The sequence below is a fragment of the Streptomyces sp. Sge12 genome, from assembly GCF_002080455.1.
In the GTDB taxonomy this organism is placed as follows: Bacteria; Actinomycetota; Actinomycetes; order Streptomycetales; family Streptomycetaceae; genus Streptomyces.
The window spans coordinates 6,579,799-6,605,132 of record NZ_CP020555.1 but is presented as its reverse complement, the minus strand read 5'-3'; the positions used below and the strand labels follow the sequence as shown (position 1 = coordinate 6,605,132).

The following is a 25,334-nucleotide window of genomic DNA, read 5'->3' as shown; positions in this document are numbered from 1 at the left end:
CACCCCGACATGAGCTGGTTCGAATCCCTAATCCTCGGTCTCGTCCAGGGGCTTACGGAGTTCCTCCCGATCTCCTCCAGCGCCCACCTGCGGCTGACCGCGGCGTTCGCCGGCTGGCACGACCCGGGAGCGGCCTTCACCGCGATCACCCAGATCGGCACCGAGGCCGCCGTGCTGATCTATTTCCGCAAGGACATCGCGCGGATCATCTCCACCTGGTTCCGCTCCCTCTACACGAAGGCCCTGCGTTCCGAACAGGACGCCAAGATGGGCTGGCTGGTGATCGTCGGATCGCTGCCGATCGGCATCCTCGGCCTCGTCTTCAAGGACGCGATCGTGGGACCGGCCCGTGACCTGCGGCTGACGGCCACCACCCTGATCCTGATGGGCATCGTGCTCGGTGTCGCCGACCGGCTGGCGGCCCGCGACGAGGAGGGCGGCCGGCACCGCGCCATCCGCGAGCGCAAGACGCTCCAGCAGCTGGGCGTCAAGGACGGCCTGGTCTTCGGTCTCTGCCAGGCGATGGCCCTGATCCCGGGTGTTTCCCGGTCCGGCGCCACCATCTCCGGCGGTCTGCTGCTCGGCTTCACCCGCGAGGCCGCGGCCCGGTACTCCTTCCTCCTCGCGATCCCGGCCGTGCTGGCCTCCGGGGCGTTCGAGATCAAGGACGTGGTGGAGAACCCGGGTCACATCTCCTGGGGTCCGACGATCTTCGCGACGGTCATCGCCTTCTTCGTGGGCTACGCCGTGATCGCGTGGTTCATGAAGTTCATTTCGACCAAGAGCTTCATGCCCTTCGTGATCTACCGGATCCTTCTGGGCATCGTGCTGTTCGTGCTGATCGGGACCGATGTGCTGAGCCCGCACGCGGGTGAGTCCGGCTCCTAGAAGGCCCTTTTTCCACCTCTTCGCGTGAACCGCAGGCCGCTCGGGAACGTTCCCGGGCGGCCTGCGCGTCGTTGTGCCTGAAGAGAGCGGAAGGCAAGCAGCAGGGGGTGCCCCATGGGTCGAGTGGTGCTGGAGCGATTTCCCGCCGGAAGTCCGCGGGGAAGTTGGCCCGCCGAGGAGTACGCGGCGCAGCGGATGCGCGAGGGCGTGCCGGCCGAGGTCGTCATGGACCTGGACAGCGATGCGTTCCTCGTCGTGGTCCGGCAGCGGGAGTCCCGTTCCGGTCACTGACCGCCCGCGGGAGGATCCGGTGGGCGCACGGCCCTTGGCCTCGCGCCCGCTCAGCCCCACACTGACCCGATGACTCAGCGTGTGGATCTCGCGACGGTGATGGACCGGCTGGCGATCGACGAAGTGGTCACTGGCTACGCGGTGGCCGTCGACGACGGGGACTGGGCCGCCTACCGGGCCCTGTTCGCCGCCGGCGGGCGGGTCGACTACAGCACGGCGGGCGGGATCGAGGGCCCCGTGGCGGAGGTGGCGGACTGGCTGGCGCAGACCATGACGCTGTTCCCCGTGCGCCAGCACCTGATCGTCAACCGGCTGATCCGCGTGGAGGACGTGGGCGGCTCGCCCGGCGACAGCGCCCGGGTGCGGGCGGATTTCCTCAATCCGATGCGGCTGGCCGGGCCGGACGCCGACCCCGGGGTCACCGCGCCGAACTTCGTCGCCGCCGGCCGGTACACCTTCGAGCTGGCCCGTACCGGTGACGGCTGGCGGCTCACCCGCGTCACCGTGCACGAGAAGTGGCGGCACATGTCCGCGTGAGCCGGGCGCGCGCCGCTCGACTCGGCCCGGAGGTCCGGCACTGCCACACTGGAAGCGGAGGCGCCATGATCACGATGCGCATGCGGTGGTGGTCCCCTCGATGGCGTGCGCCCGCCGCCGTCGCCGCCGGGGCGCTGCCCGCCCTGGCCTTCCCCGCCCCCGCGCTCTGGTGGTTCGCCTACGTGGCCCTCGTGCCGTGGATGCTGCTGCTGCGGTCGGCCCCCACCGGGCGGCGGGCGGCCCTGGAGGGCTGGCTCGGCGGTGCGGGTTTCATCCTGGCCGTCCATCACTGGCTGCTTCCCAGCCTGCACGTGTTCCTGATCCCGGTGGCCGCGCTGCTCGGGCTGTTCTGGATCCCCTGGGCCCTGCTGGTGCGGGAGTTCCTCGGCGGGGTCCCGGCGGCGGGCCGGGCCTGGTGCGCGCTCGTGCTCGTACCGGCGGGGTGGCTGCTGTCGGAGCTGGTGCGGTCCTGGCAGGGGCTGGGCGGGCCGTGGGGGCTGCTGGGGGCCAGCCAGTGGGAGGTGGCCCCGGCCCTGCGGCTGGCCTCGGTGGGCGGCGTGTGGCTGGTCAGCCTGCTGGTGGTGGCGGTGAACTGCGCGCTGGTGCTGCTGGTCGCGGTGCCGGGCGCACGGCTCCCGGCGGTGGCCGGCATGGCCGGGTGCGCGGTGCTGACGGGGGCGGTGTGGGTGTGGGCGGCGCGGCCCGCCGAGTCGGGCCGGCTGCGCGTGGCCGTCGTACAGCCGGGCCCGGTGGCGGACGGCCCGGACAGCGCGGAGCGGCGCTTCGACATCGGGGAGCGGCTGACCCGGCCGCTGGCCGGGCAGCGGGTCGACCTGGTGGTGTGGGGTGAGAGCAGCGTCGGGGAGGACCTGACGGCCCGCCCGGACCTGGCGCGGCGGCTGGCGGCGCTGTCGGCGGAGGTCGGGGCTCCGCTGCTGGTGAACGTGGATGCGCGGCGGGCGGGCTCCCCGGGCATCTACAAGAGCGCGGTGCTCGTGGGGCCGCAGGGCCCCACCGGCGACCGGTACGACAAGATGCGGCTCGTCCCCTTCGGTGAGTACGTACCGGCCCGTGCGCTGTTCGGCTGGGCCACCTCGGTGGGCCGGGCCGCCGGTGAGGACCGGGTGCGCGGAGATGCGCCGGTGGTCATGGACCTGCCCGGACGGCCGGGCGGGCGGAGCGCGGGCACCTCCGTACGCCTGGGCCCGCTGGTCTGCTTCGAGTCGGCCTTCCCCGACATGAGCCGGCGCCTCACCCTCGACGGAGCCTCCCTGCTCGTCGCCCAGTCGGCGACCTCCTCGTTCCAGGAGAGCTGGGCCCCGGCGCAGCACGCCTCGCTGGCCGCGCTGCGGGCCGCGGAGAACGGCCGTCCGATGGTCCACGCCACGCTCACGGGCATCAGCGTCGTCAACGGCCCGTCCGGCGAGCGGATCGGCGCCGTACTGCCCACCTCCGCGAGCACGGCGGCGGTGTACGAGGTCCCGCTGGCCCGGGGCACGACCCTCTACGTCCGGTTCGGGGACTGGCCGCCGGCCGCCGCCCTCGCCCTGCTCGCGGTGTACTGCGCGGTGGCGGGCAGCCGTGTGCTCAGGAGGCCTGCGCCAGAGCCGAGCCCACCACCTTCTCGCACAGCTCGTGGGTGAGCAGCGCGTCGCGGGCGCTGAGCGTGGTGCCCGTCGTCACGGCTTCCAGGAAGTGGTCGACGACCTGCTCGATGCCGCGCTGGCGGGCGACCGGGACCCAGTCCCCGCGGCGGCGCACGGTCGGCTGGCCCTTGTGGTCGATGACCTCCGCGAGGTTGACGACCTGCCGCTTGGTGTCACGGCCGGAGACCTCGAGGATCTCCTCGGTGGAGCCCGACAGGCGGTTCATGATGCCGAGGGCGGTGAAGCCCGCGCCGGACAGCTGGAGCACCACCTGGTGCATCAGCCCCTCGCGCACCACCGCCCGGACGTCGACGTGCTCGGCCTCGCCGGGCAGCAGGAAGCGCAGGGTGTCGACGACGTGGATGAAGTCGTCCAGGACCAGGGTGCGCGGGTCCTCCGGCAGACCGACCCGGTTCTTCTGCATGACGATCAGCTCGCGGGCGTGGTCGGCGCACTGCGCGTAGCCGGGCGCGTAGCGGCGGTTGAAGCCGACGGCGAGCGAGACCCCGCGGTCCTCGGCCAGTTCGACCAGCTTCCGCGATGCCGCGATCTCGTAGGCGAGCGGCTTGTCCACGTACGTGGGTACGCCGGCCTCCAGCAGCCGGGCCACGATCTCGGGGTGGGCCACGGTCGCGGCGTGCACGAAGGCCGCGTCGAGTCCCTCGGCGAGCAGCGCGTCGAGGCCGGTGTGCCGGCGCGCGGCCGGGACCTGGTGGGTGTCACCGACGTGTGCCAGCGCGACGGGGTTACGGGTCTGCAGGTGCAGCTCGATGCCCGGGCGGGTGGTGAGGACGGGCAGGTACGCCTTCTGCGCGATGTCGCCGAGTCCGATGCAGCCGACCTTCACCGGGCGCCTCCAGGTTGGTTCCTTGTGGGATTCCGCAGCTTAATCCCTGGTGGCAGGGGCCCCGTTCGCCGAGTATGAGCCCCATGACCACCAGTTCTGGATCACACCGCACCGAACCCGCCACCACCGCCGACGAGCGGGACATGCTGGACGGGTGGCTCGACTACCACCGTGCCACCCTCGCCTGGAAGTGCGAGGGGCTCCAGGACGAGCAGCTGCGCCGCACCCCGCTCGCGCCCTCCGAGCTGAGCCTGCTGGGCCTCGTACGGCACATGGCGGAGGTGGAGCGGTACTGGTTCCGGGAGATCATGCTGGGCGAGGACCTCCCCGAGCTGTACTGCACGAGCGAGGACCCGGACGGCGACTTCCGCCTCACCGAGCAGGACACCTGGGCCGCGGGCGAGCAGGTCTGGCAGACCGAGGTCGAGCTCGCGCGTCAGGCGGCCGCGGGCCGTTCGCTGGATCTGGTGTCGCGGGCCGAGAGCCACCACCGCGGCGAGGTGTTCAGCCTGCGCTGGGTCTACACCCACATGATCGAGGAGTACGCGCGCCACAACGGCCACGCGGACCTGCTGCGCGAGCAGATAGACGGCGCCACCGGCGATTAGCGGGTGTGGCCGTCACCCGTGCGGGGTGAATATCGGCTGCGGGTTTTCGCAACGGGGTCCTCGCACAGCAGAGTTGCGCGAGTGCATCCAACCCGAACCACGACAAAGCTCCTGCTCGGAGTCGCCTGCGCCGTCTCGGCGGTCTCCGGCTGTGTGAATGTGAGCCCCGGACCCGTACAGCCCGCGACGGCCCCGGCCGCCGGGGTGCCGCCCCGCCACGAGCCGCGCGGCGGGCCCGGGGCCGCGCCCGTGGTCGTCCGGGCGCCGGCCCTGGAGGCGCTGGAGGCGGTGGAGGCCGCCCCGGAGGGGTCCGGGGCCCCCGCGGCTCCGGCGCCGGCCCAGAGGTCCGCACAGCGCCCGCCGGCGGGCGGCTCGGGCGGGGCCGTGCGGGAGGCGCCGCCCGTCCCGGACATCCCGGAGCCGCGGCGGGCCGCCGAGCCGGTCTCCGGGCGGCCGGGGGGCCGCCCGCAGCGCTCCCGGCCCGACGCCGAGGTGGAGCGCGAGCTGATCCGGAAGCTGCCGGTGCGGCCGGCCGACGTGTGCGCGCTGGGCCGCCGCCACGGACGCTGGCACCCCGACAGCCCGGAGGCGCGGATCTGCGCCGGCGTCCACACGGACTGAGGTCCCGCAGGTCGCCGCCACCGGACCCGTCCGTCCTGCGGATCCTGCGGACCTACGGGGACTGCTCCGGGAACGGCGGGGGCCCGGTCCCCGGTTCCGCGGCCAGGCGCCGCTCCAGCCGGGCGATCGCGGCCCGTACGCCGTTGCCGTACCCGTCGTCGGCCAGCACCCCGGTGGCGGCGCGGGCCCGCGCCAGGTGGACCCGGGCCGCCTCCGGCCGCTGCAGCTTCACGTAGTCGGCGGCCAGGCTGAGGTGCAGGGACGGGTAGAACACGCGCATCGCCGGATGCGGCTCGTGCTGCGCGGGCCGCCCGTCAGGGGGCGGTCCGGTCCCGGGCCCGGTCCCGCGCACGTCGGCTGCGGCGGTCAGGGCCCGCAGGTCCCAGGCCAGCTCGTCGGCCGGATCGTCCTGGGCGTCGGCCATGTAGTGGGCCAGCGTGCACCGGTGCAGCGAGTCGCCCTCCTCGCCGATCTCGGCCCAGATGTCACCGAGCCGGTTGCGGGCCTCCTCGCGGTCCCCGGCGTGCAGCAGGATGACCGCCTGGCCGATCCTGGTCATGACGGCGTCCTCCGACGCCTCCTGCTGCTCCGTCACGGCGGCCTCCGGCTTGCTCTGCCAGACCTGCTCCGGTCTGATCATCAAGAAGCTAGCCGGAGGTACCGGCAATGGCGCCGAGGCGCGGTGGGACGTCAGCCGAGGTTCGGGATCCGCCAGTCGATCGGCTCATGTCCCTGGGCGGCGATGGCCTCGTTGATCTGCGTGAAGGGCCGGGACCCGAAGAACTTCTTGGCCGACAGCGGGGAGGGGTGGGCGCCCTTGACGACCACGTGCCGCTCCTCGTCGATCAGGGGGAGCTTCTTCTGGGCGTAGGCGCCCCAGAGGACGAAGACGGCCGGGTCGGGACGCTCGGACACCGCGCGGATCACGGCGTCGGTGAACTTCTCCCAGCCCTTGCCCTTGTGCGAATTGGGCTCGGCCTCCCGGACGGTGAGCACCGCGTTGAGCAGCAGGACGCCCTGCTCGGCCCACGGCATCAGGTACCCGTTGTCCGGGACCGGCAGGTCGAGCTCCTCCTTCATCTCCTTGTAGATGTTGCGCAGCGACGGCGGGGTCTTGACCCCGGGCTGCACGGAGAAGCACAGGCCGTGCCCCTGGCCGGCGCCGTGGTACGGGTCCTGGCCGAGGACGAGCACCTTAACCCGGTCGAAGGGCGTGGCCTCCAGGGCCGCGAACACCTGCTCGCGGGGCGGGTAGACCGGCCCGTTCGCCCGTTCCTTCTCGACGAACTCGGTGAGCTCTTTGAAGTAGGGCTGGTCCAGCTCCCCGCCGAGGACGGGGAGCCAGGACTCGGGCAGCATCTGGGTCACGGCGACAACCTCCGGTACAAGTTCGTGCAACTGCTCAGAACCTACCGGGGCCCACTGACAACGCGTCGGCCGCCCGGGGACTCCCCGGGCGGCCGACGCGTCGATGCCGTGGCTACCAGCTGGTCTTGCGGTACAGCTCCCACATCTGCATGGCGGTCTGCGGGTCCAGCGCCCGCTCGGCGCCGGCGATGTCCTCGCGTGCGGCGACGTACAGCTTGCCCTGCCACAGGGGCAGCAGCCGGACGTCCTCGGCGAAGATCTGCTGCGCGCGCTCGAACTCCTGGACGCCGGCCGAGCGGTCGCCCTCGCGGCGGGACTTGGGCAGCAGGTCGGTCAGGATCTCGGCGGGCTCGTACGGGGTACCGACCGCGTTCTCCTTGCCGACGAACGGCGCGATGAAGTTGTCCGGGTCCGGGAAGTCGGGGAACCAGCCGCGGCCGAAGATCGGGTACTCACCGGTCTTGTAGCCGGCCTGGAAGGTCTTCCAGGGCTGGCTGCGCAGCGTGATCTTGAAGAGCAGGCTCTCGTCGAGCTGCCGCTTGAGCTCGGTGAACTCGTCGGCGGTGGAGGAGCCGTACCGGTCGGTGGTGTACCACAAGGTCAGCTCGACCGGCTGGGTGATCCCGGCGTCCTTGAGGATCTTCTTGGCCTTGGCGACGTCCGCGGCGCCGTACTTGTCGTAGAAGGGCGTCTTGTGCCCGACGACCCCCTTGGGAACCATCGAGTACAGCGGCTCGGCGGTGCCGTGGTAGACCTTCGAGACGAGGGCGCCGCGGTCCACGATCTGCGCGATGGCCTGGCGGACCGGGAGCTTGGCGACCGCCGGGTCCTTGGGGTTGAAGACCAGGTAGCGGATCTCGGCGCCGACGTTCTCGACGACCTGGACGCCCAGGTCGTGCGAGGCGGGGGTCTGCAGGTCCGTGATCTCGGAGGCCGACAGGCCTCGGTAGGTGGCGTCGATCTCCTTCGCCTTCAGCGCGGCGACCATCTTCGGGGAGTCGGCGAAGTAGCGGATGGTCACCGCGTTGTTGCGGCGGTTGGCGAAGCCGGTGTAGGTCGGGTTCTTGGTGAGGACCGCCTCGGCGCCGTCCTTGTACGAGTCGAGCACGTACGGACCGGAGCCGGTGATCTTGTCGCCCTCTCGGACCTTGTCGGCCGGGTAGTCCTTGGGCGCGACGAGCGAGGCGGCGGGCGAGCCGAGGACGTACGGGAAGGTGGCATCCGAGGTGTTCAGGTGGAAGACGACGGTCAGCGCGTCCGGGGTCTCGATCTTGTCGAGGGTGCCGAAGAGCCCCTTGGGGCCGACGTTGGAGCCGATGGTCTTGATCCGGTCGAGGGAGTGCTTGACCGCCTTGGAGTCGAGCGGCTCTCCGTTGGAGAACTTCAGGCCCTTGCGCAGGGTGCACCGGTAGGCCTGGCTCGCCGCGTCCGTGAACTCGCAGTTCTGGGCCGCGTCGGGCTGGGGCTTGCTGGAGCCCGTCGGGAAGGCCAGCAGGGTCTGGTAGACGTTCCGGTACAGCTCCCAGGAGCCGTCCCACGCGGCCGCGGGATCGAGGGTGCTCGGTGCGCTCGTGGTACCGACAACGATCCTCTTCGTCTCGTCGCCGTCGTCCTCCGACAGCAGGCCGCATCCGGCGAGCAGGGATATGGACGCAAGGGCCGCAGTGATCTGCAGGCATCTGGTCCGGTTGAACACGTGCACGCTCCTCGATCAGCCAGGGGTGCGGCAGACCCTACCGCAGTGCCTCACGAATCCAATGGGGTGGTTTCGTGAGGCACTTGACCGGTTCCGTGCATATTCGATATGCATTTACCTCCCTCTCGGAGGCAAATACGTCCGATTATCGGTCAGTGCACCCCGGCATTGAGGAACATCCCTCCGTCCACGACGAGAGTTTGCCCGGTGATCCATTCCGCTTGTGCAGATGTGAGGAACGCGGCCGCCCCTCCGATGTCCTCCGGGACCCCGAGCCGGCCGAGCGGATAGGCCGCGGCCGCCTCCTGCTCCCGGCCCTCGTAGAGCGCCTGCGCGAACTTCGTCCTGACCACCGCGGGGGCGATCGCGTTGACCCGTACCCCGGGTGCCATCTCGTGCGCGAGCTGGAGGGTGAGGTTGACCATGGCGGCCTTGCTCATCCCGTAGGCGCCGATGAAGGGCGAGGCGGAGACGCCGGCGATGGAGGCGATGTTCACGATCGCACCGCCGTTGTCCTTCTGCCAGGCGTGCCAGGTCCGCTGGGCGAAGCCGAGCGCCGAGATCACGTTGGTCTCGAACACCTTCCGCGCGACCCCGAGGTCCAGGTCCGCGATGGGACCGAAGACCGGATTGGTGCCGGCGTTGTTCACCAGGAAGTCGACGCGGCCGAAGGCCTCCATCGTGCGCTCGACGGCGACGGCCTGGTGGGCCTCGTCGTGCGCCTTGCCGGCGACCCCGATCACCCGGTCCGCGCCGAGCCGCTCGACGGCCTCCTTGAGGGCCTCCTCGTTGCGCCCGGTGATGCAGAGCCGGTCACCGCGGGCGACCAGCGCCTCCGCGATGCCGTAGCCGATGCCCCGGCTCGCCCCGGTGATCAGAGCGACCTTGCCGCTGTCGATACCGCTGTACGTCATGTCGTACGCCCTGTCTCTGGTGGACTCGTCAGTTGAGCGGGCCGCCGGCCACGTACATGACCTGGCCGGAGACGAAGCCCGCGGCCTCGCCCGTGAAGAAGGCGATGGCGTTGGCGATGTCGTCCGGGCGGCCGACGCGCTGGACGGGGATCTGGGTGGCGGCGGCGGCCTGGAACTCCTCGAAGCCCATGCCGACGCGAGCGGCCGTCTGGGCGGTCATCTCGGTGACGATGAACCCGGGGGCGACGGCGTTGGCGGTGACGCCGAACTTGCCGAGCTCGATGGCGAGGGTCTTGGTGAAGCCCTGCAGACCGGCCTTGGCCGCGGAGTAGTTGACCTGGCCGCGATTGCCGAGCGCCGAGCTGCTGGAGAGGTTCACGATGCGGCCGAACTTGGCCTCCACCATGTACTTCTGACAAGCCTTCGACATCAGGAAGGCGCCGCGCAGGTGCACGTTCATGACCGTGTCCCAGTCGGTCTCGCTCATCTTGAAGAGCAGGTTGTCGCGGAGCACACCCGCGTTGTTGACCAGGATCGTCGGGGCGCCCAGCTCGCTCGCGACGCGCGCGACGGCCGCCTCCACCTGCGCGCCGTCGGAGACGTCGCAGCCGACCGCCAGGGCCTTCCCGCCGGCCGCCGTGATGGCCTCGACGGTGTCCTTGCAGGCCGCCTCGTCCAGGTCGAGTACGGCGACCGCCCGGCCCTCGGCGGCCAGGCGTACGGCGGTGGCCGCGCCGATGCCCCGGGCCGCCCCGGTCACGATCGCGACGCGCTGCTCGGTGGTGGACATGCTGGATCTCCTCGCCCTTGAGAAGCGGCCGCCCAGAGGTGAGCAACCGCTTAGTAGCTTCAGCTGAGGAGACGCTAGGAGCCCTGGCACCCGGTGTCAACGCCATGCCGTCCCGCCGCACCGGACCGGCCCGGCCGGTGTTCGAGGCGGGGGCCGGGCGCGGGGGCGCGCGGCCCGGGCGCGGGGGCCCCGACACGGAGCCCCCGAACCCGGCGTCAGCGGACCAGCAGGTCCAGCAGGCGTTCCACCTCCGCCGCCGGGTCGGCCGTGAGGCCGGTGTGCACCGGCCCCGGCTGCACCACGGTGCTGCGCGGTGCGATCAGCCAGCGGAACCTGCGCCCCGCGTCGTCACCCGCCGCCTGCCCCGCCTCGGCCCCGCCGCTGCACACGCCCTCGACCCCGCGCAGGGCGGCCCGCACCCCGGCCACGTCGGCAGCGGGATCCAGTGCGAGGAGCTTCGCCTCGTCGAGGTGGGTGCGCGCGGCCACGTACGTGTGGGCCCGGCAGTAGACGATCACGCCGGCGTTGAAGCACTCGCCCCGTTCCATCCGGGGCACCACGCGCACCAGCGCGTACTCGAACACGTCCCGCTTGGTCACTCGCTGTCGCTCTTCTTCAGGTGGGTCTTGTGGGGCCATTCCGGCAGGTGGTCGGTGAGCCAGCCGGGAGGTCCGGCGGGCGCCTTCACCTCCGCCTCCATCGAGATCCTCTCGTGGATCGTGGCCGCGCGCGGCAGCAACACCTCCACATAGGCGCGGCGCAGCGCGTCGGTGGACCCGAAGCCCGGCTCGTCGACCAGCCACTCGTCGGGGACGTCGGCCGCGACCTCCGTGAGCAGTTCCTCGGTCACCAGCGGCGCGAGCGCGGCGGCCGCGGCGGCGATGTCCGGGCCCACCGGGGCCAGTACGTGATCGGAGGCGTTGTAGGGCTTGGCGGCCGCGGCCGCGGCGGTGGGCCAGTTGTGGTGCCAGATCATGGTGGCGCCGTGGTCGATGAGCCAGACGTCCCCGTGCCAGACGAGCATGTTCGGGTTGCGCCAGGACCGGTCGACGTTGTTGATGAGTGCGTCGAACCAGACCACGCGCCCCGCCTCGACCGGGTCCACCTGGTACGCGAGCGGGTCGAAGCCGATCGAGCCGGGCAGGTAGTCCATGCCGAGGTTGAGCCCGCCGCTGGCCTTGAGCAGCTCCTGGACCTCCTGGTCGGGCTCGCCGAGCCCGATGACGGGGTCGAGCTGCATCTGCACCAGCCGCGGGACCCTCAGCCCCAGCCGCTGGGCCAGGCGGCCGCAGATGACCTCGGCGACCAGGGTCTTGCGCCCCTGGCCGGCTCCGGTGAATTTCATGACGTAGGTACCGAGGTCGTCGGCCTCGACGATTCCCGGGAGCGAGCCGCCCTCACGCAGGGGCGTGACGTAACGGGTCGCGATCACTTCGGACAGCATCCGCCCAGGTTACGGGGGTCAGCTCGCGGGAGCCCACTGCATGAGCAGTTCCTCGGCCGTGGTGACGGACGCCACCAGCGCGAGGGAGTTGCGGATCACTTCCGCGGTGCAGGAGGCGGGCACCCCGGCGATGGCGTCGGCGGGGACCACCACCCGGTAGCCGAGGTTGACCGCGTCGAAGACGGTGTTCGGGATGGCGATGTTCGAGGAGACCCCCGTGACGACGAGGGTCCGGATGCCGAGATTGCGCAGCAGGGCGTCCAGGTCGGTGCCAGCCATCGGGGAGAGGCCGTGCAGCCGGCGCACCACCAGGTCCTGTTCGGCCACCGTGATGGGGGCGGCGACCTCGACCGCCGGGCTCCCGCTCAACTGGCGCACCGGCAGCCTCTCGGCGGCCCGGAACAGCCGTGCGTTGGCGTTCGCCCCGCGTCCGTCCGGCCGCCGCTCGGCGACCGCGTGCAGCACCTGTACGCCGGCCCCGCGCGCGGCGTCGACCAGCGCGGCCACCCGCGCCAGCATCCCGGAGTCCCGGGCCTCCTTGGCGAGCTCGGGAAGCGCGCTCTCCTCGCCCACGACACCGTTCTGGCACTCGACGGTGAGCAGCGCGGTGGTGGCGGGATCGAGATCCGGCATGGCTCCCCCTGGCGTGGCGACGGAAGAGCCCCCATGATTCCTGACACATAGTCAGATGTGAAGGGGCGCGGGACGGATGGACGAGACTCAGCGGCGGGGCCGCCGCATCATGATGAGCGACACGGAAGTGGACGCCTTCCTGCGCGAGCAGCGGACGTGCCGGGTGGCGACGGTCTCCCCCGACGGGCGCCCGCACGTGGGCGCCCTGTGGTTCGCCTGGGACGGCAGCTCGCTGTGGCTGTACTCGATCACGCGCAGCCGGCGCTGGTCGGACCTGCGGGGGGACCCGCGGATCTCGGTGGTCGTGGACGCGGGCGAGTCGTACGACGAGCTGCGCGGCGTGGAGCTGTCCGGCAGCGCCGTCTTCGTGGGCGAGGCCCCGCGCACGGGCGAGCCGTGCCCCGAACTGGCCGAGGCCGAAAGGATCTTCCCGGTCAAGAACTTCGGGATCGAGGAGATGCCGCACGACGGCAGGCACGCCTGGATCCGCCTGACGCCCGAGTCGGTGGTCTCCTGGGACTTCCGCAAGCTGTAGGAGGCGAGGGTCCCGAGGGGGCGGGGGCCCGCAGAGGCCCGGTCGGGGCGGTCGGGGCGGACAGGGTGGTCAGCGGAGTGCGGAGGCCGCCTGGTGGAGGCTGTCGACCGCGGCCCGGATGGAGGGCCGCCGGTCGGCGTCCGCGCGCCAGACGGCGTACACGTGGCGGCGCACGCTGTCGCAGACCGGCAGCAGCCGCACCCCCGGCGGCACCGGGCCGCGCCCCAGCTTCGGCGCCACGCACACGCCGAGTCCGGCCTCCACGAAGGCCAGCTGGGTGTGGTGCTCCTCGGCGATGTGGGCGATGCGCGGCTCGATGCCCGTGCCGCGCAGGGTGAAGACGAGCCACTCGTGGCAGAACTGCCCCTCGTTCCAGGAGATCCAGTCGTCCTCGCCGAACTCGGCGAGGGAGATTCCGGAGTGCCCGGCGCTCCCGGTCCGGTCGGCCAGCCGGTGGCCGGCCGGGACCGCGATGTCGACGGTGTCGTCCAGCAGGTGGGTCCGGGTGAGCTCGGCGGGCACCGGCATCCGCTTGTTGTGCCAGTCGATCGCCAGCGCCAGGTCGAGGTCCCCGCGCACGACGGCCGCCATGCTCTCCTCGGGCTCCTCCTCGCGCACCCGGACGCGCAGCTCCGGATGCGCGGTGCGGAGCCCCGCCAGGGCCTGCGGCAGCAGCCCGCGCATGGCGGTCGGGAAGGCGCCGATCCGCAACTCGCCCACGGCGCAGCCCCGCTGGGCCTCCACATCGGCCTGGGCGAGCTCCACCTGGGAGATGATCCGGGCGGCGTGGTCCGCGAGCAGCCGCCCGGCGTCGGTGAGCCTGACCCCGCGCCCGTTCCTGGCAAGCAGCGGCTGGCCGACCTCGCGCTCCAGCTTGGCCATCTGCTGGGACACGGCGGAGGTGGTGACGTGGAGGCCGTCGGCGGCGCCGCTGACCGATCCGTGGCGGGCGAGGGCGTCGAGGGTACGCAGGCGCTCCAGGTTCAACATGTAAGCAATGCTACGGCGTCACCAAGAGAAACTCTCGCTTGTCCTACGAAGTTGATACGAGCACAGTAAGGGGCATGAGCGCACCGACCACCCCCGGGACGGCCCTCCCGGCCTCCGTCCCGAGCACCCCCGCCACGGCCACGGCCGCCCCCGTCACGGCCGTCGCCGCCGCCGCCCCGATCCGCGCACGCCGGGGCGGGCTCCTCGACTGGCGGGTCCGGTTCGCGATCCTGTCCGTCGTCTGGGGCTTCAGCTTCCTCCTGATCAAGGTCGGCACGGAGGCCTACGCCCCCTTCCAGGTGGCGCTGGGCCGGGTCCTGTTCGGCGCGCTCGCCCTGCTCACCGTCCTGCTGGTCCGCCGCGAGCCGCTCCCCCGGGGGCTGCGCACCTGGGGCCACCTGAGCGTGGCGGCGCTCCTGCTCAACACCGCCCCCTTCTCGCTCTTCGCGTACGCGGAGCTGAGCATCCCCTCCAGCCTGGCCGGCATCTGCAACGCCACCTCGCCGCTGTGGGGCATGGCGCTGTCGCTGGTCGCCCTGTCCGAGGACCGCCCGACCCGCCGCCGCTTCGCCGGACTGGGCCTGGGCTTCCTCGGCGTGCTCACCGTGCTCGGCGCCTGGCAGGGCTTCTCCGGCGTCGACGCCAAGGGCACCGCCTTCGCCCTGCTGGCCTCGCTCTGCTACCCCATCGGCTGGATCTACGTCCGCCGCACGCTGGCCGGGACCCCGGGCTCGCCGGTGGCCCTGACCGGCGGCCAGCTCATGATCTCCACGCTCCAGCTCGCCGTCGTCAGCGCCCTGTTCACCTCGGCCCCGAGCTCCTTCCCCCTCTGGCCGACCCTGGCGGTGATCGCGCTGGGCGCCCTCGGCACGGGCATGGCGCTGCAGATGCAGTACGGGCTGGTGACGGAGGTCGGCCCGACCACCGCCCAGATGGTCACCTACTTCATCCCGGTCATCGCCACCACGGCGGGCGTCCTGGTCCTGGGCGAGCAGCTCCACTGGAACACGCCCGTCGGCGCCGCGATCGTGCTGGCCGGTGCGGCCCTCACGCAGACCCGCCCCGGAGCCCGCGAACCCGCCTGACCCGGCCCGGTGCCCTCCGGGCCCGGAAGCCCGGCACGCGCCCTGGAAGCCCGGCGCGCGCCGGCGTCGAACCCGGGCGCAGGCCCCGGGGGCGGACCCGGGCCTGCGCCCGGGGGGCGGACCCGGGTCCGGCCCGCCCCCCGCCGTCACCCCGAGGGTCCCGTCACCAGGACAGGCCCCGCCGGGGCGCCGGCCCTGGGGTGGGTCAGTCGTACCGCGCACCCGCCGCGCTCACGCTGGCCGCCGCGGCCACCGCGTCCGCCAGCCCCGGCACCTCGGCGACCGACAGCGGCGAGACCGTCAGCCGGATCCCAGGCCCCGCCTCGACCCGGTAGACGGCTCCGGGCGACACCGCCCATCCGGCGGCGAGCAGCCTGGCCACCACCACCGTCTCGTCGACCACCGGCACCCAGACGTTCATGCCGCTGCGCCCGTAGGCCGGCACCCCCCGCTCCCGCAGTGCCCCGACCAGCGCGTCGCGCCGCTGCCCGTACGAGCGGGCCACCGCCGCGGGGTCCACCGCGCCCGAGGTCCACAGCTCCACCACCGCGTACTGGATCAGCCGGCTCACCCAGCCCGGGCCCAGCCGCTGGCGCCCCCGCAGCCGGTCCAGCGTGACCGCGTCGCCGGTCAGCACCGCGAGCCGCAGGTCCGGCCCGTACGCCTTCGCCGTGGACCGGACCAGCACCCAGTGCCGGGTGACCCCGCCCAGCGGGTGCAACGGCAGGTCGACGATCCCGTTCCCGTGGTCGTCCTCGATCAGCACCACCTCGGGGTGCTGCGCCAGCAGGGCCCGCAGCTCCCGGGCCCGCTCGGCGCCCACCGCGGCCCCGGTCGGGTTCTGCGCCCGCGCGGTCACGATCAGGGCCCGGGCACCGGCGGCCAGTGCCCGGGCCACCGCGTCGGCGCGGGGCCCGTCGTCGTCCACGGCCACCGGCAGTACGCGCAGCCCGAGCGCCGGGACCAGGTCCAGCACCCCGCCCCACCCCGGGTCCTCGACGGCCACCGCGTCGCCCGCCCGCAGGTGGGCGACGAGTACCCGCTCGATCCCGTCCAGCGCGCCCGAGGTGACCGCCACCGGCCCCGGCGGCACCCCGTCCGCGTCGAAGCCGGCCCGGGCCAGTCGGGCGAGCTCCGGGGCGACCGGGCCCGCCCCGTAGAGGGTCGGTCCCTGTGCGTACCGGCGTGCGGCCGCCGCCAGCGGTCCGTCGAGCGCGGGGAGCAGCGATACATCCGGATTGCCCTCGGCGAGGTCCCGTACGCCCTCCGGCACGACCATCCGCAGCGCGTCCCGCGGTGTGGTCGACGGACGGGAGCGAACCCGGCTGCCGCGTCGCCCGTCGGTTTCGATGACCCCGCGTTCGCGCAGGGTCCGGTAGGCGGCGGCCACGGTGTTGGGGTTCACCCCCAGATCGCCCGCCAGTTCCCGCATGGGCGGCAGCAGCGAACCCGGCGGGAGCGCGCCCGAAGCGACGCCCGCCTCCACGGCGGCAGCGATATCCGCTGCACGCCGCCCTGTAATCCGATAGTCTCCTAGCACAAACCACAGTATGCACTAGTGCAATGGAGTCGGCCACCATGACCGCCACGCCTGCCACGGAAACGCCCGGGACGACGGAAGGGACCGAGAGGCCCGAGTCCACCGGAGGCTACGAGCCCACCGCCCTCACCGTCCCCAGCCGCTCCCGTGACCGGGCGCGCTACGACCGCGAGACGGTGCACTCGATACTCGACGCGGCCTACATCTGCCACCTCGGCTTCATCCACGACGGTGCGCCCGTGGTCCTGCCCACCCTGTTCGCCCGGGTCGGCGAATCGCTCTACATGCACGGCTCCACCGGCTCCCGCCCGCTGCTCGCGGCCGGCCGCACGGACCCGGGGCTGCCCGTCTGCGTGACCGTGACCCACGTCGACGGACTGGTCCTGGCCCGCTCGGCCTTCCACCACTCGCTCAACTACCGCTCGGTGGTCGTGCACGGCACCGCCCACCAGGTCACCGACGAGGCCGAGTGCCGGACGGCCCTGGACGCCATGGTGGATGCCGTCGCCCCGGGCCGCGCCGCCGACATCCGGCCCGCGAACGCCAAGGAGCTCGCCGCCACCGCGGTGATCCGCGTGGACCTGATCGAGGTGTCCGCGAAGCTCCGCACCGGCCCGAGCAACGACGACGCCGAGGACCTGGGCCTGCCCCACTGGGCGGGCGTGATCCCGGTGGCCCCGGTGTACGGAACCCCGGTGCCCGCCACCGACCTGGCCCCCGGCATCGACCTCCCGGACTACCTCGCCGCGCTCTGAGGGGTCCGCCGCACGGGGGTGGGCGCGGCGTTCACCGGCTGCCGGGACTCCGCCGCGATGAGCGCGCCCACCGCCGCCAGCAGCAGTACGGTGCCCAGCACCACGGCGCCGGTCAGGTGCTCCCCGAGCACCAGGACCGCGATGACCGCCGCGCTCACCGGCTCGATCAGCATGATCACCGACACGGTCGCGGCCCGTACCGCGGCGGCCCCCGTGAAGTAGAGCGCGTAGGCCAGCGCCGTCGGCACGGTGGCCACGTACACCAGCAGCCACAGCACGCGGCCGAGGTCGGCGGTGTGCGGCAGCAGCCCCTCCACCGCGGCGAGCGGCAGCAGGCACACCGTGCCGACCGCGACCGACCAGGCGGTGGTCACCAGCGGGTCACCGCCGGCCCCGCGCTGCCCGAGCCAGCGGGCCCGCAGGGTCATGCCCGCGTAGCCCGCGGCCGAGAGCAGCGCCCAGCCGACCCCGAGCGGCCGTACCTCACCGCCCCCGCTCCCCAGCACGAGTACGGCCAGGCCCGCCAGCGCTCCGACCACGGCGGTCGCACCACCGAGGCCGAGCCGTTCGCCCATCCAGCGGCGGGCACCCAGCGCGATGATCACGGGCCCGGCGCCGAGGGTGACCACGGTGCCCACGGCCAGGCCGGTGTCGCGCACGGCGGCGAAGTACGCGGCCTGGAAGACGGTGAACAGCAGCCCGGTCACGATCAGCGAACCCATCGAGGGCCGCACCCGCGCCGGGCCGGGGCGGGACCGGGAGGCGGACCGGGACCGGGAGGCGGACCCGCGTACGGCGATCACGGCGAGCAGCACCGCGAGCCCGCCCGCGCACCGCCAGAAGGACAGGGCGAGCGGGCCGAGGTCACTGGCCAGGAAGAGGAGGGAGGCGGCCGCTCCGGCGGTGCCCCAGGCGGCTCCGGCGACGACGAGGTACAGCAGACTGCGCCCGGCAGCGGGCGAATGGTTCGACACGAGATGTCTCCGCGCATGCGTGAAGGATGAAAGAAGCAGGTCATCGCTTCGCGGGCAGCACGGACCCGCCCGGGAGCTCCCCGGGCCGGGTACCTGACGTGGTGGCGCCGCCCGCGCTAGGCGGCGGGAGGCGGAAGCACGGTCGAATGCATGATCGCCACCCTAGGCCGTGGTCGTCTCGCGGTCCAGTACGGCCGGCTGGAGCTCGGCCGGCGGGGCGGGCCGGGAGGACTGGGCGATGAAGGCGCCGCCGAGCACCAGCCCGCCGCCGACGATCTGCCAGGTCGAGAGGTGCTCGCCGAGCAGGATCCAGGCGAACACGGTGGCGACGACCGCCTCCAGGAAGGCCACCACGCCCGCCACCTGGGGCGAGAGCCTGCGCACCGAGACCACACCGGTCAGGTAGGCGAAGACGGTCGCGACCAGCACCACCCACGCGAGCAGGAACGGTGCGGGCACCGAGGTGGTGCCCACCAGGGCCTGGCCTCCGAGCACGTGCCAGTCCATGTCCCACGGCCGGGCGATCACCGTCATCACCAGGGCGCCGATGAGCATGCCGTACGCGATGACCCCGAGCGGGTCGGGGGCGTCGTCCCCGTCGGCCCCCTGGTCGGCGAAGACGAAGTAGAAGGCCTGGCAGCAGGCGGCGGCGAGGCCGAAGAGCACGCCCAGCGGGTCCAGGCTCAGCCCGGCCCAGATCTCGACCACGCAGGCGAGGCCCACGACGGCCACGGCCGCGCCCGCGGCGGCGCCGCGCGTCACCGGCTTGCGCTGTACGAAGCGGATGTAGCCGAGCAGCAGCGCCGGTCCCAGGTACTCCAGGAGCAGGGCCACGCCGACCGGGATCCGGGACAGGGAGGCGAAGTAGAAGGCCTGCACACCCGCGACGGCGATCAGCCCGAAGCCGGCGAGCAGTGCGGGCCTGCGCAGGAGGAGGTCGCGGTGGCGCCAGGCCAGCGGTGACAGCACGAGCGCCGCCCCGGCCACCCTGAGCCAGACCATGTGGAGGGGGTCCAGACCCGCCTCGATCAGCGGCTTCGCCGCCACACCGGAACCACCGAACGCGAACGCCGAGACGAGGGCGAGGCCCAGTCCGGCATTTCTCCCTGACGCTTGCATCCGGCCATCATGACAGGGCCGGTCAGCACCGTCACGGGGATGACACCTGTTGAGACGGAGTCGAGATCACGGCCCTTCGAACCCCACCATTTCTGACAGGTCGTCAGTATTGAATGTTCCGCCCGCCGGGGCTACCTTCCGCCGCACGTACCCGACGAGAAGGGGTGGTCGCATGGCAGAAGTCACCGCGGAATCACGCATCGAGGCGTCCGCCGCGCAGCTCTGGTCCCAGCTGACGGACTGGGACGCGTACGGGCAGTGGAGCATGACCCACACGAACTTCCCCCAGGGCGGACCCGAGACCCTCGCGGTCGGGGCCACCTTCGCGGAGAACATGAAGATGATGGGCTTCCCGGCCGAGGTCCTGTGGACGGTCTCGGAACTGGAGGCCGAACGCCTCTTCGCCATCACCGGCAAGGGACCCATGGGCGTGGCCGTCCTCACCCGGTACACCCTGATCCCGGACGGCGGGGCCACCACGGTCCGCATCGACGGCGAGTTCACCGGGGCCGCCGTCTCCCTGATGGCGGGCAAGCTCAAGGACTCGGCCACCGCCGCGCTGAACGAATCGCTGCGCAAGCTGGCCGGCATGGTCGTCTGACACCGACGCCGCCCGGTACGCGCGACACCCGCGCCGCACGCGAGGACGCGCCCCGCGAGAGGTACTCGCGGGGCGCGTCGCTGCATGCCGGGGCCGGACGGGCTCAGTGCTCGTCGGCCAGGATCAGGTAGAGCTTCTTACGGGCGTCGTTGATGACCCCGAGCGCCTTCTCGCGCTGCTCGGGCGAGCCGGTCTTGAAGACCTGCCCGAAGGCTTCCATCAGGCCGACACCGGCCGTCCGGACCTCCTGCATCGCCTCGAAGTCGAAGCCGCGCCCGGCATCCGCCCAGGGGGCGTCCGGACCCGACTCGGCCTCGGCGCGGCCGGCGTCGGTGAGCGTGAACAGCTTCTTGCCGCCCTCGCTCGCGCTGGTGATGAGCCCCTCGTCCTCGAGCAGCTGCAGGGTCGGGTACACCGACCCCGGGCTGGGCTTCCAGGCCCCGCCACTGCGCTCGCCGATCTCCTGGATCATCTCGTAGCCGTGCATCGGCCGGTCGGCGAGCAGCGCCAGGATCGAGGCGCGCACATCGCCGCGCCGGGCCCGGCCCCTCGGTCCACCGCGGCCGCCGCGGCCACCGAAGGGGCCTCCGCCGAAGGGCGGCCCGAACGGGCCGAAGGCGGCGCGCCGCCCCTTGAAACCCTCCCGACGATCGGGCCCGCAGTGGTCGTGGCCCCGTCCGTGGTCATGTCCGTGGTCGTGTCCGTGCTGTCCGTGTGAACGCATGACTGCGCTCCTTTCGTCACGTTGCGGTTGGTTCATCGGTTGTCCGATGGCTCTACTATCGACGACGGCTCGCGACCTGTCAACGATATATCGGAATGCATCACCGACAGTCGAGCGACCTGCGCTCACCCCTTCCTCGCCCGACCACCCCGCGCGCCCACCCGACCGGGCCAGTCACCCCGGATTGGCCTTTGTCGACGATCAAGGAATCGCCCTACCGTCGTGCCATGCGCATCCGAATCGTCGACGCCTTCACCGACCGCCCGTTCCACGGGAACCCCGCCGCAGTCCTGCTGCTCGACGCCGCGTTCCCCCCGGACGCCTGGCTCCAGCAGGTCGCCTGCGAGATGAACCTCTCCGAGACCGCCTTCGCCCGTCCCCTGCCGCCCGGCGGGGACGCCGACTGGGCGCTGCGCTGGTTCACCCCGGCCGCCGAGGTCGACATGTGCGGCCACGCCACCCTGGCCACCGCGCACGTCCTGGCCGGCGACGGGCTCGCCACGGGACTGATCCGCTTCTCCGCGCGCTGCGGCATCCTCACCGCCGAGACGGCCGCGGACGGCACGATCACCATGGACTTCCCGACGTCCTCACTGACCCCGGTGCCGGTGCCGGCCTCCGTGGACCACGCCCTCGGCGGGCCCCCGATCCTGTCCGTGCACGACACCGCCGACCACATCGGCGACCTCGTCGTCGAGCTCGCCGACGAGAAGACCGTCCGCGAGCTGGAGCCGGACCACGCCGCCCTGCGCGCCTTCGCCCGGCGAGGGGTGATCGTCACCGCGCCCGCCGAGGATCCCTCACTCGGGTACGACTTCGTCTCCCGCGGCTTCTTCCCGGCCTTCGGCATCGACGAGGACCCGGTCACCGGCAGCGCCCACACCGCGCTCGCCCCGTTCTGGGCGGAGCGGCTGGGCCGCACCGAGCTGACCGGGCTCCAGGGCGGCGCGCGCCGCGGTCTCGTACGGGTGACGCTGGCGGGCGACCGCACCCTGCTGACCGGCCGGGCCGTCACCGTGGTCGACGGCGAGCTCCTCGCGCCGCCGCCCGCGGCGGCCGGGGCCGGACCGGCGGAGTGACGACGGGAGGGCGACCGGGGCGGGAGACAGGGGCGGGGGCGGTGGGCCCGGTCAGCCGGCGGACCCCCTCCCCGCGCCCGTCGAGCGCGCCTTCGCATCGGCCTTGGCGCGTGCGGCGCTCCGCCGTTTCTCCTCCTCCTGCACCCAGGCTTCCGAGTCGATCCGTTTGCGATAGACCTGCTCCGGCTCCGCCGCGCCCAAGTGCACCGTCCATCCCCACAGGACGGCCGACACGACGAAGAAGACGCCGGCCACCCCCAGATAGGAGGCGATTTCCTCGGACTCGGAGGCGCCGTCCTCGTGCATGAAGCCGGGCACGCCGGCGACGAGCGCGTTCACCCACCACGCGAGGGCCGCGTTGAACAGGACGAGGGAGATCCAGTAGGCGATCCGCATGCTCTTCGCCGGGCCGCTCACCTGCCCCAGCAGCAGGAGCCTCCGCAGCGAGACCGGCCCCGTCCGCTGGCGGCCGCCCGTGTCCGACTTGGCTCGGCGCACCGACGCGTAGCACTCGTCCAGCCAGCGCCCCGGGTCGGGTTCCGGCGCCGGGGAGTCGGTCGGCGCCAGCTCTTTGGCCTGGATCCAGCCGGTGAGGAACTGGACCTCCAACTGCGCCTTCTCCAGTCGCCTGCGGTAGTGGTGGTCGCTGCTGCGCGCCTCGCGGCGGTCCCGGATGAGGAGGCTGATCCCGCCCACCAGGCCGGTGACCACGGGCACGAAGAACGGCGCGAACGGCACCAGGGAGTCCAGAACAGCCACCGCGCGCGCCTCCTCACTCCCCTCCAGAGTCGCACCGACCCGGCGTCCGCCACCGCCCGGCAGGGCCGATCGGGTGGCCGCCGCACCGGGTCACGGCGTCGGGAGCCAGCCCACCTTGCCCGCGAGCAGCGCGTACCCGCCGAAGGCCACGATGTCGAGCAGCGCGTGGGCGGCGACGAGCGGTCCCACCCGGCCCCAGCGCCGGTAGGCGAGGACGAAGACGACGCCCATCACCATGTTCCCGATGAAGCCGCCGATGCCCTGGTAGAGGTGGTAGGAGCCGCGCAGCACCGAACTGGCCACCAGGGCCGCCGTCGGCGACCAGCCCAGCTGGTCGAGCCGGCGCAGCAGGTAGGCCAGCACGATGATCTCCTCCACCACGGCGTTCTGCAGCGCGGAGAGGATCAGTACGGGGAACTTCCACCACACGTCGGGCAGCGCCTCCGGCACCACCGTGAGGTTGAATCCGGCGGCGCGCGCCCCCAGGTAGAAGGCCAGCCCGGCGCTGCCGATCCCGGCCGCGACGAGAGCGCCCCGGCCGAGGTCCCACCAGGGCCGGGTCCGGTCGAAGCCGAGCACCCGCAGCCCGGGGGCGCCCTCGCGGGTCAGCAGGTGCGCCACCAGCAGTACGGGCACCAGGGCGCTCGCGATGCCGAACAGCTGCCAGGCGAGGTCCAGCCAGGGCCGGCCCGGGGCGTACGACCCGTTGAGGGTGGCCGCCTGGTCCTTGAGGCCTCCCGGCTTGGTGAGCGAGCCGAGGAAGCTGATCAGCGCCGAGACCCCGCTCGCCCCCAGCGACAGCGCGAGGACGAGCAGTGTCTCGGTGCGCAGCAGACCGCGCCGCCCGTCCTCGCTCAGCCCCACGAACACCGGCTCCGGCTCCGCCCGCACGCCCGACTCCGTCCTGCCATCCCATTGCGTCCACCCCATACTGCCCCCTCGGGGGACCGGGAGGATCACTGCGGGGCGGCGCCGGGACGAGCGGACGTCTCCGGGAACGCGGCGGACGGACTCCGCCGCGGATCAGCGCACGACCGGCACCGGGGCGGCCACCTCCTCCGTCAATCCGACCGGCCAGGTGTGCACGGGATCGCCCTTGTGCATCAGCTCGGTGTACCTGCGGGTCGTCGCGGCCAGTGCCTCGTCCCGTTCCAGCCCGCCCGCGAGCGCCCGGTGGTAGGTGTCCACCTGCCAGGTCGCCCCGTTCACCCGGCGCCGGCAGCGCTCCTCGATGATGCCGAGGTAGTGGTCCCGGTCCGCGGGCTCGATGCCCCATGCGTCCAGCCCGGCCGCCGCCATCGGCAACAGCTCGTCCAGGACCAGCCGCACGGCGGGCACGCTGGCCAGCCCTCCGGCCCGGCCCCGGCGCGGCCACCGCAGCCGCGCGTCGATCCCGTACCGGCAGGCGGCGTCGAAGTTCGCCTCCGCCTCGGCGAAGGGCAGCCGGGTCCACACCGGGCGCGGTTCGTCCGCGAGGGTGCGTACCAGCCCGTAGTAGAAGGCGGCGTTGGCGACGACGTCGGCGACCGTCGGCCCGGCCGGCAGGACCCGGTTCTCGACCCGCAGGTGCGGCACCCCGTCGGCGACCCCGTAGACGGGCCGGTTCCACCGGTAGACGGTGCCGTTATGCAGGACCAGTTCCTGCAACCCCGGTACTCCGCCCTCGGCGAGCACCCGCAGCGGCTCCTCCTCGTCGCATATCGGCAACAGGGCCGGGAAGTAGCGCACGTTCTCGGCGAACAGTTCGTACGCCGAGTCCACCCACCGCTCCCCGAACCACGTGCGCGGCCGCACCCCCTGCGCCTGGAGCTCCGGCGGCCGGGTGTCGGTGGCCTGCGTGAAGAGCGGCGGGCGCGACTCCCGCCACAGCTCACGCCCGAACAGGAAGGGCGAGTTGGCGCCGACGGCTATCTGCGCGGCGGCCACCACCTGCGCCGCGTTCCACACCGCCGAGAACCGGGCCGGGGTCACTTGCAGGTGCAGTTGTACGGAGGTGCAGGCGGCCTCCGGAACGATCGACCCGGAGGTCCAGACGAGCCGTTCGACGCCGTCGATGTCGAGCGTGAAGTCCTCCCCGCGCATCATCAGGATCTGCTCGTTGAGCAGCGAGTACCGGTCCACCGCCGAGAGGTTCGCGGTGACCAGGTCGGCGCGGGAGATCGTCGGCAGGATACCGATCATCACCACCCCGGCATCGATCTCCGCGGCCTGTCGGTGGGCATAGCCCAGTCCGGCACTGAGTTCCTCGGCGAGCTGGTCGAATACCCGTCCGCCGAGCCGGTGCGGAAGGACGTTCACCTCCAGATTGAACATTCCCAGTTCGGTCTGGAAATCCGGACTCGCAATCCGCTCCAGCACCTGGGCATTCACCATTCTCGGCAACCCGTCGGCGCCCGCGAGATTCAGCTCGATCTCCAGTCCCATCATGTTCTTCGGGCGATCGAACCTCTTCTCCGCCAGGAGCCGCTCCAGTCCCTCCAGACACTCGTGGAGCTTCCTTCGATACCGCTGCCGATCGGACAGGTCGAATCCGCCTGCCACGACCTTCTCCCCCATCGAAGCGTCCCTCCTCGAGTGGGCCTGGCCCGTGACACCCAGGCGCGCGTTACGGTCGATGATGCCCCGGCAGCATGATCCATAACGCGCGGGGGGCGTGCGTGGCGAGGAGCGCGCGCCGGTTTGGCCGAAGGGCGCTTCGGCACATTCACCTGGCAAGTCGCGTGATGCAAATTCCCCTTCGACTTTGCCTTGTTCGGATAGCCGACGCTTTCCAGCCGAGCCCCCGTCCGGTAACCTCCGAGGTCAGCGCGACATGTTCGCGCGCATCCGGCATGAATGCCATGTCAGCGGGTCCGGTAGTCGCCTTGTCGGCAATAGGCGGGACAGCTAG

Annotated in this window: 28 protein-coding genes; 11 read left to right on the top strand and 17 right to left on the bottom strand. The window is 72.4% G+C overall.

All coding sequences use genetic code 11. From position 1 onward, the window contains the following. The first annotated feature begins 9 nt into the window (after nucleotides 1-9). The 4 genes from B6R96_RS29725 to lnt all read left to right on the top strand — a co-directional run bounded on the left by B6R96_RS29725 (nucleotide 10) and on the right by lnt (nucleotide 3,359). The gene (locus B6R96_RS29725; protein WP_052873060.1) at nucleotides 10-888 is read left to right on the top strand and encodes an undecaprenyl-diphosphate phosphatase; all 879 of its coding nucleotides are present in this window, start codon (nucleotides 10-12) and stop codon (nucleotides 886-888) included. Nucleotides 889-1,002: 114 nt separating this feature from the next. Further along, on the top strand, nucleotides 1,003-1,179 hold the full coding sequence (locus tag B6R96_RS37775) for a hypothetical protein (protein ID WP_181382610.1): 177 nt from the start codon (nucleotides 1,003-1,005) through the stop codon (nucleotides 1,177-1,179). Nucleotides 1,180-1,248: 69 nt separating this feature from the next. Beyond that, a complete protein-coding gene (locus tag B6R96_RS29720) occupies nucleotides 1,249-1,716 on the top strand; it encodes a nuclear transport factor 2 family protein (RefSeq protein ID WP_081524121.1) in 468 nt (155 codons plus the stop codon). Nucleotides 1,717-1,790: 74 nt separating this feature from the next. After that, entirely contained in the window at nucleotides 1,791-3,359 is a 1,569-nt protein-coding gene (gene lnt / locus B6R96_RS29715) for an apolipoprotein N-acyltransferase (protein ID WP_081525313.1), read from the top strand. Here lnt and B6R96_RS29710 read toward each other — a convergent pair. After that, nucleotides 3,304-4,209, bottom strand: coding sequence for a Gfo/Idh/MocA family protein (locus B6R96_RS29710; RefSeq protein WP_053170216.1), 906 nt, complete (start codon nucleotides 4,207-4,209; stop codon nucleotides 3,304-3,306). The genes lnt and B6R96_RS29710 overlap by 56 nt on opposite strands. 83 nt (nucleotides 4,210-4,292) lie before the next feature. On the opposite strand from B6R96_RS29710, the gene B6R96_RS29705 reads away from it, so the two are divergent. Further along, nucleotides 4,293-4,817, top strand: coding sequence for a DinB family protein (locus B6R96_RS29705; RefSeq protein WP_030388143.1), 525 nt, complete (start codon nucleotides 4,293-4,295; stop codon nucleotides 4,815-4,817). A gap of 81 nt (nucleotides 4,818-4,898) precedes the next feature. Beyond that, a complete protein-coding gene (locus tag B6R96_RS29700; protein ID WP_234437970.1) occupies nucleotides 4,899-5,438 on the top strand; it encodes a hypothetical protein in 540 nt (179 codons plus the stop codon). 52 nt (nucleotides 5,439-5,490) lie between these two features. On the opposite strand, the gene B6R96_RS29695 is transcribed toward B6R96_RS29700, so the two are convergent. The 8 genes from B6R96_RS29695 to B6R96_RS29660 all read right to left on the bottom strand — a co-directional run bounded on the left by B6R96_RS29695 (nucleotide 5,491) and on the right by B6R96_RS29660 (nucleotide 12,283). After that, on the bottom strand, nucleotides 5,491-6,033 hold the full coding sequence (locus tag B6R96_RS29695; RefSeq protein WP_051779531.1) for a hypothetical protein: 543 nt from the start codon (nucleotides 6,031-6,033) through the stop codon (nucleotides 5,491-5,493). Nucleotides 6,034-6,128: 95 nt separating this feature from the next. After that, complete coding sequence (locus B6R96_RS29690; RefSeq protein WP_030388140.1) at nucleotides 6,129-6,797, bottom strand: uracil-DNA glycosylase; 669 nt, start codon at nucleotides 6,795-6,797, stop codon at nucleotides 6,129-6,131. 121 nt (nucleotides 6,798-6,918) lie between these two features. Then, the gene (locus B6R96_RS29685; protein ID WP_079404293.1) at nucleotides 6,919-8,502 is read right to left on the bottom strand and encodes an ABC transporter substrate-binding protein; all 1,584 of its coding nucleotides are present in this window, start codon (nucleotides 8,500-8,502) and stop codon (nucleotides 6,919-6,921) included. A gap of 152 nt (nucleotides 8,503-8,654) precedes the next feature. Continuing rightward, a complete protein-coding gene (locus B6R96_RS29680; RefSeq protein WP_030388138.1) occupies nucleotides 8,655-9,416 on the bottom strand; it encodes an SDR family oxidoreductase in 762 nt (253 codons plus the stop codon). 28 nt (nucleotides 9,417-9,444) lie between these two features. Continuing rightward, nucleotides 9,445-10,206, bottom strand: a complete 762-nt coding sequence (gene fabG / locus B6R96_RS29675; protein ID WP_030388137.1) for a 3-oxoacyl-ACP reductase FabG — start codon at nucleotides 10,204-10,206, stop codon at nucleotides 9,445-9,447. A 215-nt stretch (nucleotides 10,207-10,421) separates the two neighbouring features. Then, the gene (locus B6R96_RS29670; RefSeq protein WP_030388136.1) at nucleotides 10,422-10,805 is read right to left on the bottom strand and encodes a DUF3037 domain-containing protein; all 384 of its coding nucleotides are present in this window, start codon (nucleotides 10,803-10,805) and stop codon (nucleotides 10,422-10,424) included. Continuing rightward, on the bottom strand, nucleotides 10,802-11,650 hold the full coding sequence (locus tag B6R96_RS29665) for a HipA family kinase (protein ID WP_203351676.1): 849 nt from the start codon (nucleotides 11,648-11,650) through the stop codon (nucleotides 10,802-10,804). Before B6R96_RS29665 ends, B6R96_RS29670 begins: the two co-directional genes overlap by 4 nt. A gap of 18 nt (nucleotides 11,651-11,668) precedes the next feature. Beyond that, nucleotides 11,669-12,283 (bottom strand): cysteine hydrolase, encoded by a 615-nt coding sequence (locus tag B6R96_RS29660; protein ID WP_053704850.1) that lies wholly within the window; start codon nucleotides 12,281-12,283, stop codon nucleotides 11,669-11,671. 76 nt (nucleotides 12,284-12,359) lie between these two features. On the opposite strand from B6R96_RS29660, the gene B6R96_RS29655 reads away from it, so the two are divergent. Next, the gene (locus B6R96_RS29655; RefSeq protein WP_052873049.1) at nucleotides 12,360-12,818 is read left to right on the top strand and encodes a pyridoxamine 5'-phosphate oxidase family protein; all 459 of its coding nucleotides are present in this window, start codon (nucleotides 12,360-12,362) and stop codon (nucleotides 12,816-12,818) included. A gap of 69 nt (nucleotides 12,819-12,887) precedes the next feature. Here the strand turns inward: B6R96_RS29655 and B6R96_RS29650 are convergent, their stop codons facing one another. After that, on the bottom strand, nucleotides 12,888-13,808 hold the full coding sequence (locus tag B6R96_RS29650) for a LysR family transcriptional regulator (protein WP_081524120.1): 921 nt from the start codon (nucleotides 13,806-13,808) through the stop codon (nucleotides 12,888-12,890). Between the two features lie 74 nt (nucleotides 13,809-13,882). Between B6R96_RS29650 and B6R96_RS29645 the strand changes: the two genes are divergently transcribed. Next, nucleotides 13,883-14,893 (top strand): DMT family transporter, encoded by a 1,011-nt coding sequence (locus tag B6R96_RS29645; RefSeq protein ID WP_203351675.1) that lies wholly within the window; start codon nucleotides 13,883-13,885, stop codon nucleotides 14,891-14,893. Between the two features lie 205 nt (nucleotides 14,894-15,098). Here B6R96_RS29645 and B6R96_RS29640 read toward each other — a convergent pair whose 3' ends face one another. Then, on the bottom strand, nucleotides 15,099-16,433 hold the full coding sequence (locus B6R96_RS29640; protein WP_081524118.1) for an aminotransferase class I/II-fold pyridoxal phosphate-dependent enzyme: 1,335 nt from the start codon (nucleotides 16,431-16,433) through the stop codon (nucleotides 15,099-15,101). Nucleotides 16,434-16,471: 38 nt separating this feature from the next. Here B6R96_RS29640 and B6R96_RS29635 point away from each other — a divergent pair, with 38 nt between their 5' ends. Next, on the top strand, nucleotides 16,472-17,188 hold the full coding sequence (locus B6R96_RS29635; RefSeq protein ID WP_081524117.1) for a pyridoxamine 5'-phosphate oxidase family protein: 717 nt from the start codon (nucleotides 16,472-16,474) through the stop codon (nucleotides 17,186-17,188). Here the strand turns inward: B6R96_RS29635 and B6R96_RS29630 are convergent. Then, nucleotides 17,170-18,162: a DMT family transporter gene (locus B6R96_RS29630; protein WP_081524116.1), complete on the bottom strand. Its 993-nt coding sequence runs from the start codon at nucleotides 18,160-18,162 to the stop codon at nucleotides 17,170-17,172. The two genes, B6R96_RS29635 and B6R96_RS29630, sit on opposite strands and share 19 nt — an antisense overlap. A gap of 162 nt (nucleotides 18,163-18,324) precedes the next feature. Beyond that, nucleotides 18,325-19,281: an EamA family transporter gene (locus tag B6R96_RS29625; RefSeq protein WP_081524115.1), complete on the bottom strand. Its 957-nt coding sequence runs from the start codon at nucleotides 19,279-19,281 to the stop codon at nucleotides 18,325-18,327. Nucleotides 19,282-19,453: 172 nt separating this feature from the next. Here B6R96_RS29625 and B6R96_RS29620 point away from each other — a divergent pair, with 172 nt between their 5' ends. Next, nucleotides 19,454-19,882, top strand: a complete 429-nt coding sequence (locus tag B6R96_RS29620; RefSeq protein ID WP_030388126.1) for a type II toxin-antitoxin system Rv0910 family toxin — start codon at nucleotides 19,454-19,456, stop codon at nucleotides 19,880-19,882. A gap of 103 nt (nucleotides 19,883-19,985) precedes the next feature. Here the strand turns inward: B6R96_RS29620 and B6R96_RS29615 are convergent, their stop codons facing one another. Next, a complete protein-coding gene (locus tag B6R96_RS29615; protein ID WP_078972333.1) occupies nucleotides 19,986-20,606 on the bottom strand; it encodes a PadR family transcriptional regulator in 621 nt (206 codons plus the stop codon). Between the two features lie 227 nt (nucleotides 20,607-20,833). On the opposite strand from B6R96_RS29615, the gene B6R96_RS29610 reads away from it, so the two are divergent. After that, nucleotides 20,834-21,685, top strand: coding sequence for a PhzF family phenazine biosynthesis protein (locus B6R96_RS29610; protein WP_081524114.1), 852 nt, complete (start codon nucleotides 20,834-20,836; stop codon nucleotides 21,683-21,685). A gap of 51 nt (nucleotides 21,686-21,736) precedes the next feature. Here the strand turns inward: B6R96_RS29610 and B6R96_RS29605 are convergent, their stop codons facing one another. The 3 genes from B6R96_RS29605 to B6R96_RS29595 all read right to left on the bottom strand — a co-directional run bounded on the left by B6R96_RS29605 (nucleotide 21,737) and on the right by B6R96_RS29595 (nucleotide 25,000). After that, nucleotides 21,737-22,444, bottom strand: coding sequence for a hypothetical protein (locus B6R96_RS29605; protein ID WP_081524113.1), 708 nt, complete (start codon nucleotides 22,442-22,444; stop codon nucleotides 21,737-21,739). 90 nt (nucleotides 22,445-22,534) lie between these two features. After that, nucleotides 22,535-23,374, bottom strand: a complete 840-nt coding sequence (locus tag B6R96_RS29600) for a CPBP family intramembrane glutamic endopeptidase (protein ID WP_081524112.1) — start codon at nucleotides 23,372-23,374, stop codon at nucleotides 22,535-22,537. Nucleotides 23,375-23,467: 93 nt separating this feature from the next. After that, the gene (locus B6R96_RS29595) at nucleotides 23,468-25,000 is read right to left on the bottom strand and encodes a glutamate-cysteine ligase family protein (RefSeq protein ID WP_030388121.1); all 1,533 of its coding nucleotides are present in this window, start codon (nucleotides 24,998-25,000) and stop codon (nucleotides 23,468-23,470) included. Between the last annotated feature and the right edge of the window lie 334 nt (nucleotides 25,001-25,334).